General features: G+C 35.6%; 14 protein-coding genes. 9 read left to right on the top strand and 5 right to left on the bottom strand.

Annotation, left to right across the window (positions count from 1 at the left end; all coding sequences use genetic code 11):
* Nucleotides 1–327 precede the first annotated feature (327 nt).
* From NST21_RS23920 to NST21_RS23910, 3 genes are all read left to right on the top strand, one after another.
* Nucleotides 328–1,503, top strand: a complete 1,176-nt coding sequence (locus tag NST21_RS23920) for an iron-containing alcohol dehydrogenase (RefSeq protein ID WP_340892636.1) — start codon at nucleotides 328–330, stop codon at nucleotides 1,501–1,503.
* Between the two features lie 508 nt (nucleotides 1,504–2,011).
* A complete protein-coding gene (locus tag NST21_RS23915) occupies nucleotides 2,012–3,262 on the top strand; it encodes an MFS transporter (RefSeq protein WP_340891709.1) in 1,251 nt (416 codons plus the stop codon).
* A gap of 85 nt (nucleotides 3,263–3,347) precedes the next feature.
* Nucleotides 3,348–3,770 (top strand): NUDIX hydrolase, encoded by a 423-nt coding sequence (locus NST21_RS23910; protein WP_116821047.1) that lies wholly within the window; start codon nucleotides 3,348–3,350, stop codon nucleotides 3,768–3,770.
* Between the two features lie 91 nt (nucleotides 3,771–3,861).
* Here NST21_RS23910 and NST21_RS23905 read toward each other — a convergent pair whose 3' ends face one another.
* Nucleotides 3,862–4,311, bottom strand: a complete 450-nt coding sequence (locus NST21_RS23905) for a GNAT family N-acetyltransferase (RefSeq protein ID WP_340891704.1) — start codon at nucleotides 4,309–4,311, stop codon at nucleotides 3,862–3,864.
* A gap of 105 nt (nucleotides 4,312–4,416) precedes the next feature.
* Between NST21_RS23905 and NST21_RS23900 the strand changes: the two genes are divergently transcribed.
* From NST21_RS23900 to NST21_RS23885, 4 genes are all read left to right on the top strand, one after another.
* Complete coding sequence (locus NST21_RS23900; RefSeq protein ID WP_340891702.1) at nucleotides 4,417–5,241, top strand: MerR family transcriptional regulator; 825 nt, start codon at nucleotides 4,417–4,419, stop codon at nucleotides 5,239–5,241.
* A gap of 120 nt (nucleotides 5,242–5,361) precedes the next feature.
* Nucleotides 5,362–5,820, top strand: a complete 459-nt coding sequence (locus NST21_RS23895) for a hypothetical protein (protein ID WP_340891700.1) — start codon at nucleotides 5,362–5,364, stop codon at nucleotides 5,818–5,820.
* A gap of 293 nt (nucleotides 5,821–6,113) precedes the next feature.
* On the top strand, nucleotides 6,114–6,770 hold the full coding sequence (locus tag NST21_RS23890; RefSeq protein WP_340891698.1) for a VanZ family protein: 657 nt from the start codon (nucleotides 6,114–6,116) through the stop codon (nucleotides 6,768–6,770).
* Nucleotides 6,771–6,861: 91 nt separating this feature from the next.
* Complete coding sequence (locus NST21_RS23885) at nucleotides 6,862–8,325, top strand: aminoacyl-histidine dipeptidase (protein ID WP_340891697.1); 1,464 nt, start codon at nucleotides 6,862–6,864, stop codon at nucleotides 8,323–8,325.
* A 241-nt stretch (nucleotides 8,326–8,566) separates the two neighbouring features.
* On the opposite strand, the gene NST21_RS23880 is transcribed toward NST21_RS23885, so the two are convergent.
* From NST21_RS23880 to NST21_RS23865, 4 genes are all read right to left on the bottom strand, one after another.
* Nucleotides 8,567–9,289, bottom strand: coding sequence for an anti-sigma factor (locus NST21_RS23880; RefSeq protein ID WP_340891695.1), 723 nt, complete (start codon nucleotides 9,287–9,289; stop codon nucleotides 8,567–8,569).
* On the bottom strand, nucleotides 9,290–9,844 hold the full coding sequence (locus NST21_RS23875; protein ID WP_190270797.1) for an RNA polymerase sigma factor: 555 nt from the start codon (nucleotides 9,842–9,844) through the stop codon (nucleotides 9,290–9,292). It lies immediately after the preceding gene.
* Nucleotides 9,845–9,928: 84 nt separating this feature from the next.
* The gene (locus NST21_RS23870) at nucleotides 9,929–10,402 is read right to left on the bottom strand and encodes a COG4315 family predicted lipoprotein (protein WP_340891693.1); all 474 of its coding nucleotides are present in this window, start codon (nucleotides 10,400–10,402) and stop codon (nucleotides 9,929–9,931) included.
* 21 nt (nucleotides 10,403–10,423) lie between these two features.
* A complete protein-coding gene (locus NST21_RS23865; protein WP_445670570.1) occupies nucleotides 10,424–11,200 on the bottom strand; it encodes an extracellular solute-binding protein in 777 nt (258 codons plus the stop codon).
* 355 nt (nucleotides 11,201–11,555) lie between these two features.
* Here NST21_RS23865 and NST21_RS23860 point away from each other — a divergent pair, with 355 nt between their 5' ends.
* Nucleotides 11,556–12,344, top strand: a complete 789-nt coding sequence (locus tag NST21_RS23860) for a PhzF family phenazine biosynthesis protein (RefSeq protein ID WP_340891692.1) — start codon at nucleotides 11,556–11,558, stop codon at nucleotides 12,342–12,344.
* A 787-nt stretch (nucleotides 12,345–13,131) separates the two neighbouring features.
* Complete coding sequence (gene galU, locus NST21_RS23855; protein WP_340891690.1) at nucleotides 13,132–14,016, top strand: UTP--glucose-1-phosphate uridylyltransferase GalU; 885 nt, start codon at nucleotides 13,132–13,134, stop codon at nucleotides 14,014–14,016.
* The last annotated feature ends 204 nt before the right edge of the window (nucleotides 14,017–14,220 follow it).

Here is a 14,220-nt window from a genome sequence, read left to right as displayed (position 1 = left end):
ATCAGATGATATTTATAGATAATAATCAGGATAAAAAACGGGTATTATCTAAATAAAAAACAAAGAAGCAGAATCAATTAGTACATTGGTAGTTTACTAAATCTGTTATGTCAGCTGCCTTTTCATTTTCTTTTACTTTAAGGTAATGGAGAACGATATCTTCCAGGGTCAAGCATTTCTGATGCAAGGCTCTGTATGTTTTCTACAGGGATACTAGAACTCTCTTCAGTGCTTTTCAATAAGGATGTGGGGTATTGGTTTTTGCTTTATTTATTTGTATGAAAACAAAAGGGGGATTATCAAGTGAAGGGATTTGAATTTTTCAGAATGCCACAGACTATTATATATGGCCGGCAATCTTTTGAGAAAGTGGGAGCGGAAGCGGCATTATGTGGGAAGAAAGCACTCATTATAAGTGATAAGGTAATGAGCCGACTAGGTTGTGTCAATCAATGTTGTCAGTATCTTCATGACAACGGAGTAGCAAGTGCAGTTTATCTTGGAGTTGATTCAGAACCAACAGACCAATATGTGGAAGAATCATTAGAACTTTTTGAAAAGGAGTCATGTGATCTAATCATTTCCCTTGGTGGAGGAAGCTGTATTGATACTGGGAAAGCAATTGCTGTCCTGGCCACGAATGGTGGATATATTGGAGAATATATGGGCGGAAGAAAAATAGCAGACAAAGCGGCAATACCGCACATTGCTATTCCAACAACTGCTGGAACTGGTTCAGAAGCGACGGATGCTACTGTTATTACTAACACCGATGATGATGTGAAGATGATGATTAAACAGCCGAATTTTATGCCTTTAGTCGCCATTGTCGATCCGTTGTTGACAGTTTCTTCTCCACCACATATAACAGCTGCGACGGGTGTGGATGCATTAAGTCATGCGGTTGAGGCCTATTTATCAAAACGGTCTCACCCAATGACAGACACAATGGCTCTGTCCGCGATGAGATTGATTGTGGAGAATATTGAAAACGCTTACGATGATGGGGATAACATAGATGCCCGTGAAAAGATGTCATTAGGAGCCCTTCAAGCAGGGATAGCATTCTCGAATTCTTCCGTTTGTTTGGTTCATGGAATGTCGAGACCAATTGGAGCTTTGTTCCATGTACCTCATGGATACTCGAATGCCATGCTATTGCCAGCGGTATTGGAATTCAGCAAGGAAGCCTGTATGGAGCGGTTGGCGGATTTGGGGAGAATTTTTAAAACTGAATATAAAAACCTTTCTATAGAAAGGGCAGCTTTGGTTGCGGTAGAATCTGTTAAGGCACTTTGCCAAAAGCTGAACATTCCTAATCTCGAAGGATGGGGAATAGAAGAGGAGAAATTTAATCTCTCAGTCAGTAAAATGGCAAGAGACGCCATAGATAGCGGGAGCCCTGCTAATAACCCGAGGGTCCCAACTAAAAAAGAATTAGAAGAGTTGTATTATACTTGTTATCATTATAAGTTTGCTACTGAAGATAAAGTACAGGGGTGAATATGTGGAGACTTCAATTCTAAAATACCTCATAACTTAGTTAGTGCTAAGCATACTTGCTGAGATAAGTATGAATTCTTTCTTTAATCACTTAATGGTGTAAAGAGAATATTCCAAAAAGTATTTGGGGGGATTTTGGGATATTGTTTACAATATTAGTCTAAAAATGTTAATATTTAGTTAAATTAGACTAGAGTGCAATGAAGATAAGATTAACTCTTTAGAGAGCTCTGTTAGCTAAACAGGAGTAAGAGTTTTTTTATTGAAGCAAACCTTTGAGCTTCACTTTGGAACCTTATGTTTTGGGGAAAAGTGTGACGGGAGCTTCCGTTATAGAGCTAAGGTATTCGCATTTTTATAAATGCGAATACCTAATAAGGTTAATATGGTGACATATTAATAAACAGATGTGGAACCACGACTTTTAATCTCGTCCTCAAGATGTATGTCTTGGAGACGAGATTTTTCTATTTTTTAATAAAATTCAATATAACTATAAGGAGAAAAGATGAAATTCAAAAATCTATTATTATCTTGGAAATACCCTTCGATATTATTACTTGGAATAGGAATTTCAAACTTTGGTGCTTGGGTTTATTTTATTGCACTTAATTTAATCGTATTGGATTTGACTAACTCAGCGCTTGCCGTAGCTGGACTTTATATTGTTAAACCGATAGCTGCATTATTCACGAATGTATGGGCTGGCAGCGTTATTGACCGAATAAATAAGCGGAATCTAATGGTGGTACTTGACCTATTTCGAGCGGTATTCATAGCTTTGCTACCATTGACTTCTTCTATTTGGGTAATATATTCGGTTGTCTTTGTGATTAATATGGCAGGGGCTATGTTTGGAACAACATCAAGGTCTTATATAACAAAATTAATACCCATTGAACAGAGAAAACGATTTAACTCACTTAGAAGCTTAATAGATTCTGGGGCTTTCTTAATTGGTCCAGCGATAGCGGGCATCCTTTTTTTAATCGGTACACCCATTTTAGCCATCTATATTAACGCAGTAGCATTATTTTTATCAGGAATCATAACTTTATTTATGCCTAATCTTGAAAAGGATCGTTCCCTTGAGCAATCCGATAGTTCCCTTTCTTGGAAAATAATAAAACAAGATTGGGCGATTGTCCTGAATTTCAGTCGACAATACTCTTATATTATGTTTATATACTTTTTATTTAGCTGCATGATGGTAATGGCAACAGCTATAGATTCACAAGAGGCAGCCTTTGCAAAAGCCGTGCTTTTTTTAACTGACACAGATTACGGATTCCTTGTAAGTATAGCCGGGGCAGGTATAATTGTAGGGGCTCTAGTAAATACAATGATTGTGAGTAAAATACAAATATCCTTTCTAATTGGCTTAGGCTCTTTATTTGTTTCGGTAGGTTATATAATCTATTCCTTTTCAAGTTCCTTTTCGATTGCCGCGTTAGGATTTTTTATCATTGCCTTTTCGCTGGCTTTTGCTAATACAGGCTACCAAACATTTTATCAAAACAATATACCAGTTGAGATTATGGGAAGAGTCGGAAGTGTATTTGGCTTGTTAGAAGCATGTTTGATTATTATTACGACAACAATTGTGGGAGTTTCAGCCCAGTTCATTTCGATTCAGTTCGTAGTCATTACCGGGTCAATAATCATGTTTGCTCTTACAATTTTGTTACTTATACTCAGTATGAAGCCTTCAAAGAGCAGATATTATTCCGTTAAAAGTGTGGAGGCAAAAGATTTATAAGCTTTTGGTCTGCAATGGAAACCAAGAAAAAACAAAAAATCTAATTGAAGTTTATCTAATTCTTCAATTTAAAAGGTGGTGTGTAATGGCCGCTATAAAAAAAGCTTATGGATATATAACACGAATCAAAGAGGGAAAACCACAAGTATTAGTATTTCAACATCCTATTAAAGAGGCTGGGATACAGATACCAAAAGGTACAGTAGAAGCAGAAGAAGATCCTTATTATGCAGTTATTCGTGAAATCAGGGAAGAAACAGGTTTAATGAATTTTAATGTAGAGCAATTAATTATACAGGATCGATGGAAATGCGATGATGGGGCAATACATGAGCGTTATTTTTATAAAATAACCGTTCATGAGACGCGAGACGGATGGACATATAATCCCACAGGTGGTGGGGCAGAGTCTGGTTTAACGTTCCGATTCTTTTGGGTATCTATGTTGGGCGAAGTAGAATTAGTTAGAGGACATGGTGATTATTTGCATGAAATTCTTGATCAATAAAACAAGTTGTTGTCCATTGCGTTTATCAAGATAGAATGCCACCAATTAGGTGGCATGTTACATGTATATCTATTTATACCATTCTGATGTATTATACTTTTTTAACCATGATCTTTTCTTTGTTAATATCTAATTCACCATTGAATGTAAAGTTGAATTTCTTATACAAGTGAAGTGCAGCTTGATTATCTTCAATTACACTTAAATAGATTTTATTACAATTATATTCTTTAGTTAATCGTTGTATTAAAGCTTTTAACATGATACTTCCAAGCCCAAGACCTTGATATCTAGCATCAATTAAAAACCGATCTAACCACACTCTTCCATTTTCCCCTTCTTCGGGAAAAAATCCATACATAGCAAAACCGACCAAGCTATTGTCTGAATAAAGTCCCACTGGCTTATAATATTTACACTCCATGGCTTCTTCTAAACATTGTTCTGTCGTTTCAATAAACGATTTTTGCTTTGTGTTTATTCCCAACTTTAAAATATCATTTACATTTTCGTTCGTGACTTCATTAATAGTGATGGTCATAATATTAATCCTTCCTCATTTTCCCTCATGTTTAGCCGTTTTGTTAACATGATATACTAATAGCCTAAGGTATATGGTTACCATATAGTCAAGGGAGAGATTGTATTGGTCGATGGAAATTCAGGCAAATATTTTACTACTGGAGAATTCGCCAAACTATGTAATGTAAAAAAACAAACGCTAATTCACTATGATGAGATTGGGCTTTTTTCTCCCGATATAAAAAATGAAAAAGGCTATCGGTATTACTCCTATCAACAATTTGAAGTTTTTTCTGTAATCACACTTTTAAAAGAAGTTAAAATGCCCTTGAAAGAGATTAAATGGTTTCTTACTAACAGATCACCTATAGAATTAATTAACCTTTTTAAAGAAAAATCCATAGAATTAGAAAAAAAAATAGATAATCTTTATCGAATACAGAAGATTATTGAAACGAAAATATCCCTCACTGAAAAAGCGATACGTATTGATTATTCTCAAATCACATTAGAATTTCAGGAGGAAGAACAACTTTTCCTTAGTGACTCCATCTTGAATTCTTCTGATGCTGATTTTTTAAGATCAACATCTAAATTTATCGATTACTGTAATAGAAATAAGTTTTATACGGGTTTCCCTATTGGGGCCATGATAAACAAAGAAAAGATAGTTCAAGGAGACCATGATAACTATTCATATTTGTACACGAAAGTTATGGACAATCATGCGAGCTCTTTTACATATGTAAAGCCCAAGGGACAATATATTGTTGCCTATCATAAAGGGAGTTATAAGAGTATTTCCGAAACATATGAAAAAATAGTAAACTTTATGCAAAGTCAAAACTTGAACCTCAAAACGTTTTCATACGAAGAGTATATGTTAGATGAAGTCTCAGTAAAGGGTTACGAAAATTACCTAACGAAAATAATGGTAGAAGTAGGATGAGGAAGGTTTTTTGCCATATATACGTTATTCAGGAAGATGATTTAGTGGGGATGTACAAGCTCGAAATTAAAAGGACGGAATTTCTACATGAACAGTAAGAAACTTTGCGGAGGGTTATATATGAAAAAGTTAGTTTTATGTATTGTTGCTATTTTTCTTATCGTCTTTTTATATTTTGACTATATAGCTCAAAGTGACAAAAAGAACAACAGAATGGATCTTAACGTCAAACAATCCATTGAACATCAATTAAAAACCAAAGACTACGAGAGTTTTACTTATAAAATTACCAATAATACAAATGAAAATTTTAATCTGCTATTTGGCACAGGTAATGAAATAGACGTAGAATTCCACACATTAACTGATAGTCCAATTAAAGAGGGCAATATTATTACTATTGAATCTCAACCGACCGAAAAACACAAAAAAGAATTTAATAAAGGAGATACTTGGGAGTATACAATAAAGGTTAATTCGAAGTTACTTTCAAAAGGTGACTATCAATTAACTGCTCAATTTATACCAAGTAATGCGCTTACTCTTGATAAAGTTGAGCAGATAATAACTTACCCTTAATGTGACCCAGACAAGTAGACAGGAGTTCAATAGACAACCTAGTAATTTTGCGAATAGAGGAGGATTTTTTATGTCAGATAATAGCCATCATATGTTCTCCGCATTTTTAACTTCTGTTGTGAAGCTGCTTCCTATTATTTAATTGGTTGTTTACTATCATACATTCATATTAGCGACTCTTAGTATACTAAGAGTTTTCTATATAAACGGAAAAAGAGAGAGAATTTTATGTTCTGTCTCTTTTTCATATAGTTTGTTGACGCCTTGTACAAGATGTCCTAGGATAAAAAGATATGAGTTATTTTTGGAAAGAAATAGAAGGGAGAGAAAAATACATGTCACTAAAATCGATTATTCTTTCCCTTTTGTTATCGCAAGCTTTGTTTTTGTGTGGGCTGTCTGTTTTTCTTCAGCTCCTTTTATATTTGAATCCGTTGGTTATCGTGGTTGTGTGGGTTTGTATCTTGGTTGTTGTCTCGATGCTGGTTCTTTTGTTTCGAGGTGAAACGATCATGCTTCCTCGGTTTTGGTGGCAGGCAGGTATGCTTGGATACAGTTTTTCATTATTGGTTCTGCTGTTCTTTCGACCGAATGGGCAGGATTATTCGTATAATTTTATCCCTTTTTCTACGATTCTTTCTTATTTGTCGAACGAAACTAACTGGCTTGTGTCTTTTTATAACCTTAGCGCCAATGTAGGATTGTTTATTCCATTTGGGCTGTACTTGATGTCCAGGGAGGGGAAAGAGTTGTCCTCTTTTCGGAAATTTCTTTATCCATTTTTCTCGATCTTGAGCATTGAAATCAGTCAGTATGTTTTTCGACGAGGAAGTTTGGATGTTGATGACCTTATATTGAATATGATTGGCGTTTACCTGGGTTACATCCTGTATCCATTGTTTACAAAAGTGGTTGCGTTCCGTTCAGGAAAAATGAAAAGGATAATATGATTTTGTGAAGAAAAAGATACATGTGATTAAAAAGTTGATGGAGATATTGAATTTGGGCATAACAAATAAGATAAATGAGAGGGTGTATCCTATGTATAGCAATTTAGCAGAGTTAACAAGCCATCCAGTGTTTCATTATTTTGCGGAGATATCCAATATCCCAAGAGGGTCAGGTAATGAGAAAGAGATTAGTGACTATCTGGTTCGCTTTGCAAGAGATCGAAATCTAGAGGTAGTACAGGATAAAACATTAAATGTCATAATAAAAAAGCCCGCTACAGCTGGTTATAATAGTGCGCCCACCGTAATTATCCAGGGGCATATGGATATGGTTTGCGAAAAGAATAAGGATACTATTCATGATTTTGAGAAAGATCCTCTTCAATTAAGGATTATAGGGGACATGTTGTATGCTACGGGTACAACATTAGGGGCGGATAACGGAATTGCAGTTGCTTATGCTTTAGCTTTATTAGATTCAAATGATATTCCGCATCCTTCTCTTGAAGTAGTTATCACTACTGAAGAAGAAACGACAATGAACGGCGCTCTTGATGTTGATGCATCTCACTTTGAGGGTAAAATTTTGATTAATATTGATTCAGAAGAAGATGGGAAGCTGCTAGTTAGCAGTGCAGGAGGAATACGCGTTAGGCAAATCCTTCCTATTATATGGGAACCTGCGTCAAATACTGAAGTAACATACTGTATCAGTATTAGAGGGTTAAAAGGCGGTCACTCTGGTATATCAATCAATAAGGAAAGAGGGAATTCCAATAAACTATTGGGTAGATTGTTACGTGATTTAACAACAGAATTCCTTTGCTCTGTACAGCAAATTAGTGGAGGTCTAAAAGGGAATGCGATTCCTCGCGAAGCAGAGGCGAGTGTTCTGATTCATTTAGACGATGTTCAGAAGATTTCTGAGAAAATCCAGCAGTGGGATGAAACGTTTAAAAATGAACTACAATCTTCCGACCCAGAAGTATGGATTGGATTTGAAAAAAGCGATAGCGCCTCTACAAAAGTTTTGTCCAAAGAAACGGTGCGTAAAGCCATTACATCCTTACTGTTAATCCCACATGGTGTTCAGGGGATGAATATGGGAATAGAAGGATTGGTTGAGAGCTCGACGAATTTAGGGGTCGTAACAACAACGGATACAGAAATGAAATTCGAAAGTGAAATCAGAAGTTCGGTCAAAAGCATGAAATACAATATGGTTACTCAGGCAAAAGTGTTAGCGGAAATGCTTGGATGTGAACTATTAATAGATGCGGATTATCCGGAATGGCCATATAATCCTGAATCGAAGCTCAAGAAATTATTTGAACAAACATATAATGAAAAGTATAATAACGAGATTGAAATCATTGCTGTGCATGCAGGGATCGAGTGTGGGGTATTCATAGATAAGATACCAGGATTAGATGCTGTTTCAATCGGGCCGGATATGTTTGCCGTACATACACCTGATGAACACCTAAGTATCCCTTCAGCAATAAATAACTGGGAGTATTTAGTTTATACTTTAAAAAGGATGAAGGACCTTTAAGCAGCTGTTTCTTTGTATGAAAGGAACAACGTAGTAGATGAATAGCCATTCTTCTATGGTGTTCGTCAGCTTAGTTCAATAGTATAAAAAAAGAAAGTACATATCCGATATGTACTTTCTTTAGTATTTGCGATTTTATCGAACAATATCGAAACTGCCAATTGGATGATTAAACTCCTTTAGGTATGGTCTGAAAAATATCCCTAAAAAGAGACTCCCCATGTAGGCAAGTCTCTCATTGTCATGAAGACCCAACTATCTTTTTACCTCTCGGCTGTGTACCATTTGGGTCTGGTTCTTTTGTGATGCCGATTTGATTGAATTGATCATTTAATATAAGCTTGTATGTCAACAATCCTGTGCCAGCTTCATCAGGCTTGAAAGTTCCTGCATTAGCCCGTTCGCCTTTATTCAGCAGCCATACTTGATAAACCTCTGACTCTTTAAGAGTAGGCAAATTTTGAATCTGTACGACTAATCTTCTTTCTTCACCTTGTTGCAAAACATATGCAACTCCGTCAGTATTCATATTTACAGCCGTCTTATCAGCAGGCTGTAAAGAAAGTGTCGTTTCAACCTCTACAGGCAGATTGATAGCTGAGAGTTCTTTTTTTAGTTGCACATTGGAATTTAACAGAACGATGACCAAAACTAGAGTGGCCAGCAAGAGCCCTGAAGTAATAGGAGTAAACTGTTTCCGGAAAAAACTGCTCCATTTCTTCACCTTTCGCACAGGAATTTCAGGATTACTCTCAAATACAAAATTCATAACTTCCGATTTTAGGGAAGAAGGGGGGGCAAATTCTTCGAAATCCCACTTCAATGAATTCCAGGCTTCCGTCATTTGATCATACTCCCTGGTGCATTCGGGGCAGTGGATTAAGTGTTCCGCGAATGCCTTTTTTTCTTTTTCTTCCAGCTCATTTGATAAAAATGAAAGCAGGTTATCGCATTCTATACTCATTTACAAATCACCTACTTCCAAATACTTTTTCAACTGCTTGAGAGACTGATGTAGTCTGCTCTTGATGGTTCCAATCGGTTCATTTTCAATTTTGGCAATTTCCGTTAGCGAATAGCCTTTCCAATATAGTAAATCTATTAGTCTTTTTTGCGGCTTGCTTAACTTATTTTTTGCTTTGGCAATTTCACTGTTTATAAGTCCATTTTCTATATCATTATTCGGATCTTCTATATCAATGGGCTTGCTCAAATCCATTTGTTTGTTATTCCGAATATGAATACTGTCTTTCCGAACATAATCCACGCATACATTCCGTGTAACAGTCAAAAGCCAATTCACAAAGTTTCCCTTTTCGGGGTTATAACTGCTTTTTGTCGTCCAAAGCTTTAAAAAAACTAACTGCACAATCTCTTTTGTTTTTTCTTCATTTCCATTTGTGAATTTAAAAATAAAGCCATAGATTAATTTAATATACCGGTCATAAAGTTCTTCCAGAGCAGGACGATACTTATTCTTTACTAATGCCATTAATTCTTTATCAAGTTTTTCTTCCAATCGCACCTGCAACTCCTCACCAAGTAAATTTGGAAAACAAACAACAGGAACGATCACTTTTATTTGATCGTTCCCTCTATTTTCTTATTTTGGAAAAACTGTTTCATTATTTACAATATACCAAACATCTTTCACACCTTCACCATTGACATCTCCCACTTGTTTATCCTTTACAAAATAGTAAAGCGGAAATCCTTTGTAAGTTACTTGCTCTGTCCCAGTGTCTTCTCTTTTTATTGTTCCAAAATCTTTTTTGTCAAAGCCCTTTGGCACATTGAAATCCTTTGCTATGAACGGCGGCCAATTTTCTAAACATTCACCAGCACAATTGCTTTTTCCGGATTCATCCTTTTTGAAATAATACAGTGTCATTCCTTTGGAATCAGCCAGGTACTCGCTCGTTGTTCCACTCTCCAATGATTTCAGGCTATCGGCGGTATCATCAGCTGTGCTATTCACCACTTGATCCTTCTTGATAGTATCTTTAGCGTCATTTCCACATGCTCCTAAAACCAACACCATTGTAAAAGTCATTAAAATAAACATCCATTTTTTCATATAATTCCACTCCTCACCTATTTATTTCCATCCCCACTTTTGAAACACTTGATGGGATGCATCAGATTTTAGATAATTAATAAATTGTTTTGCTTCTTTTTTATTGTTGGTCTTGCTTGTTATACTTACTGGAGTTCCTCTATAGAGCTTATCTTCTTCAGGAAGCTGAACCAGTTCTGTCACGTCTGACAGACGGTAATGCCAGGATTCATAAGTAATCCAGGCGTCGTATTTAGAATTTGCCTTCCATAAATCGATTGCTTCTGCGCTAGATTTTACTGAAATAGCAATATTGCTACTAATCCCAGGAATAAGCCCTTTTCTTCCTGCTAAATCCTCCCATAGTCCCAGTTGTCCAGCTCCATTAACATCTATAATCTTTACGCTTCTCTTCGTTAAATCCTCTAAAGACTGTATATTCTTGGGGTTTCCCTTTCTAACCAAAATTCCGGCTGCACGTGAATACAATTCTGTACGGGTTTTTTCATTAATGATACCCGGATGATTAAGCATAAAATCAGTCAGCATATATTCGGACCCTCCGTAAATAATGTCGGCATCCTGTTTGGCTTGATCAATCCATTTTGCTTCGGGTCCTGCAGTTACTTCAACTTTTATTCCCGTTTCGTTAGTAAATTGATCCGCCAATTCCTTGATTGGTCCAAGAGGTCCACCTGGGCCGTATACTTTTACAACATCGTTGACAGCTAGACCACGGTCAGAATCCATTACGGTTGAAAATCCTAACACGACAAGCATTATTGATATCAATCCAACAACAAAAAAAATTTTCTTCACGTCTTCCTTCTCTCCTTTCAGGAAAAATTCTTTGTACTATAGGTAACGAGACAAACCTCAAAACGGTTTGAAAAAAATGTTATTTTTTTTGTATTTATCATTTGAAGTTGAATTGCCAAATAAGTGTTTCTATTATTTTTATAAAGTAGGTCAATAACGAGCAGTTTATGCCGATACCATTGGTAGAAGGATTTTTTATGAAAAGATGAAAGTGGAAATGTGTTAACGAAGTTGGAGAAGGTGTTCAAGCCTCCTTGTACAACTAACCAAAATTTTGAGTAAGGTTTACAAAGGGATTGTGATCTTTGGAGTAGAAATATGTAGCTAACAATACTTTTTACCGGAGGCTTACTTGATGGAATTAACTATTATCAATACCTTTACAGACCAACCGTTTAGAGGGAACCCAGCTGCTGTTTGTTTTCTTAGCGAGGAAAAGAACACGGAGTGGATGCAACAGATAGCTAAAGAGACTAATTTACCTGTTACTGCATTTATTATTAATCTTCATAAAAATGAATGTAATTTACGATGGTTTACTCCTTCTATTGAAATACCTATTTGCGGTCACGGAACACTAGCAAGTTCTTTCTTTTTATGGGGAAAAGGATACGTACAAAAAAATAAACCAATTGTCTATCAAACGAAAAGTGGAGTTCTTACTTCAAAATTGGTAGATGGAATGGTACAGTTGGAATTTCCGTCATTAATGGAGAAGGAGGCTATTGCTCCTGACTTACTAATTAAGGCTTTAGGCGTTGCTCCTACTTATGTTGGTCAAAACAAATTGGATTACCTAATTGAAGTTCAATCAGAAGAAATCGTAAGAAACTTAAATCCCGATATAGACTTAATTGCTCAGTTACCGATTCGCGGCATCATTGTAACGAGTCAATCAGATTCGAGTGAATATGATTTTGTTTCTCGTTTCTTTTCTCCAGCCCAAGGCCTTAACGAAGATTATGTAACAGGATCTGCACATTGTTGTTTAGGGCCATATTGGAAAAGTAAGCTGAACAAAAATATATTTCAAGCTTATCAAGCGTCAGAAAGAGGGGGCGTACTAAAGGTTGAAGTAGTAGAAGATATAGTTAAACTTTCTGGAAATGCAGTGACAATATTCGAAGGGAACTTAACTCTTTGATTATCTAGAATAGAGAATGAGAGCATCTCAGAATATTGCCTAATAAGTCAGGGGTATCCTTTAAAATAAAAAGGGTGGACGTACCTGACTAACAAGGAATGGCAAAGATTGAATATATTATAGGTGTATTTATATTTACAAGTAAATCAATATTCTTCCATTCTATAATAGAGTCAACTTGTACTGGCGAATACCGCCATTGGACAAACTCAGTGCTTGGATTACTAATTCTAACTTTTTCCTTTTGTCTACACACTATCAATAATATCCTCATCAACGGAGAACCTCGATACTCCTTTTAGTTTTGGGATTACTACCATGTAGTATATCAATATAACTATGGATGATACGTCCTTTTTACCCTCTAGAGCCACGTTCTTTGCTACCAATTTACTAGTATTACCTATCTAATGAATTGAAAAAAATCAATTTCTGATGGATTAGGTTCACTTCCACCGTAGTTATACTAAGAAGCTATGGGGAGAAATGCTAGTAAAAGGCATCATCAAAATATGAAATTACCTCAAAATATTAATAATTACAAATTTTATTGAATGTAGGCTAAAATATTTACAAAAAATGAGTCTATGTTACTATCGATAATGGGATTAAGAAATTTTTAGTGTTTTTTCAATTCATTATAAATACTGGAAAAATAATTAGTTAATTACCTATATGAATTTTTTAAAAATTATAAGAGGCATCCATTTGATTAATAAAACTTCAACATAATTGTTGAAAGGTTTTTTTATTTTACATTTTTAAAATATGAAGGAGCTACAAATTAATGAAAAAAGTAAAAAAGGCAATTATACCTGCAGCGGGATTGGGAACACGCTTTTTACCTGCTACAAAGGCAATGCCAAAAGAAATGCTACCAATAGTGGATAAACCAACTATTCAATATATTATAGAAGAAGCTGTAAAATCAGGCATTGAAGATATTATTATTGTCACAGGAAAGAATAAACGTGCGATAGAAGATCACTTCGATAATGCCTATGAGCTAGAGAATAATTTGAGGGATCATGGAAAATTTGATTTATTGGAGAAAGTACAATATCCATCTAATTTAGCCAATATCCATTACATTAGGCAGAAAGAGCCGAGAGGCCTTGGACATGCTATCTGGTGTGCCCGTAATTTTATTGGGGATGAACCATTTGCCGTACTATTAGGTGATGATATCGTTCAAAGCGAGGTACCTTCATTGCGTCAATTAATAAATGAATACGATGCGACAGGTTCGTCTATTATTGGAGTACAATCCGTTAATGAAAGCGAAACGCATAGGTATGGTATCATTGACCCGCTTACTCAAGATGGTAGAAGGTACGAAGTTAATAACTTTGTTGAAAAACCAGAACAAGGAACAGCTCCATCTAATTTAGCCATTATGGGGAGATATATTTTAACCCCAGAAATATTTCACTTTTTAGCTAAGCATGAAACTGGTGCTGGTGGTGAAATTCAGTTAACTGATGCCATTCAAAAACTAAACGAAATTCAAACAGTAATTGCCTATGATTTTGAAGGTAAAAGACATGATGTCGGAGTTGTAGATGGGTTTGTAAAAACTACCATTGAATTTGCGCTACAACGTCCTGAATTGAGAGACGACATTTTAAGAGAATTGGAAAGTATACTCAAAAAGCATAAGGCAGTTAAGTAGTTTTTTTACATAAATCTCATGAGAATTTATCTTTAACTTTAAATCCTTTCAAAAATACTCTGTTTGTATAAAGAAACTCTCTTCATTTTGAACTTGAACAAAATCCCGAATAATGGTCATGAAAAAAGGTCCCTTATCCGGGATTTTCTATGTCTTTATGCTTGAGATCCAATTAGTTCAGCAATATGGAGAGTAAAGGTCAGA

This window comes from Peribacillus sp. FSL K6-1552 (genome assembly GCF_038005205.1).
Lineage (GTDB): Bacteria > Bacillota > Bacilli > Bacillales > DSM-1321 > Peribacillus > Peribacillus butanolivorans.
This window is presented reverse-complemented; position numbering and strand designations above follow the sequence as displayed.

Bases quoted from the DNA above. Each gene is read 5' to 3' on its own strand.
- NST21_RS23920 (WP_340892636.1), top strand. From the start codon at position 328: ATGCCACAGACTATTATATATGGCCGGCAATCTTTTGAGAAAGTGGGA.
- NST21_RS23895 (WP_340891700.1), top strand. From the start codon at position 5,362: ATGAAAAAGTTAGTTTTATGTATTGTTGCTATTTTTCTTATCGTCTTT.
- NST21_RS23915 (WP_340891709.1), top strand. From the start codon at position 2,012: ATGAAATTCAAAAATCTATTATTATCTTGGAAATACCCTTCGATATTA.
- NST21_RS23885 (WP_340891697.1), top strand. From the start codon at position 6,862: ATGTATAGCAATTTAGCAGAGTTAACAAGCCATCCAGTGTTTCATTAT.
- galU (WP_340891690.1), top strand. From the start codon at position 13,132: ATGAAAAAAGTAAAAAAGGCAATTATACCTGCAGCGGGATTGGGAACA.
- NST21_RS23860 (WP_340891692.1), top strand. From the start codon at position 11,556: ATGGAATTAACTATTATCAATACCTTTACAGACCAACCGTTTAGAGGG.
- NST21_RS23905 (WP_340891704.1), bottom strand. From the start codon at position 4,311: ATGACCATCACTATTAATGAAGTCACGAACGAAAATGTAAATGATATT.
- NST21_RS23910 (WP_116821047.1), top strand. From the start codon at position 3,348: ATGGCCGCTATAAAAAAAGCTTATGGATATATAACACGAATCAAAGAG.
- NST21_RS23870 (WP_340891693.1), bottom strand. From the start codon at position 10,402: ATGAAAAAATGGATGTTTATTTTAATGACTTTTACAATGGTGTTGGTT.
- NST21_RS23880 (WP_340891695.1), bottom strand. From the start codon at position 9,289: ATGAGTATAGAATGCGATAACCTGCTTTCATTTTTATCAAATGAGCTG.
- NST21_RS23890 (WP_340891698.1), top strand. From the start codon at position 6,114: ATGAGTTATTTTTGGAAAGAAATAGAAGGGAGAGAAAAATACATGTCA.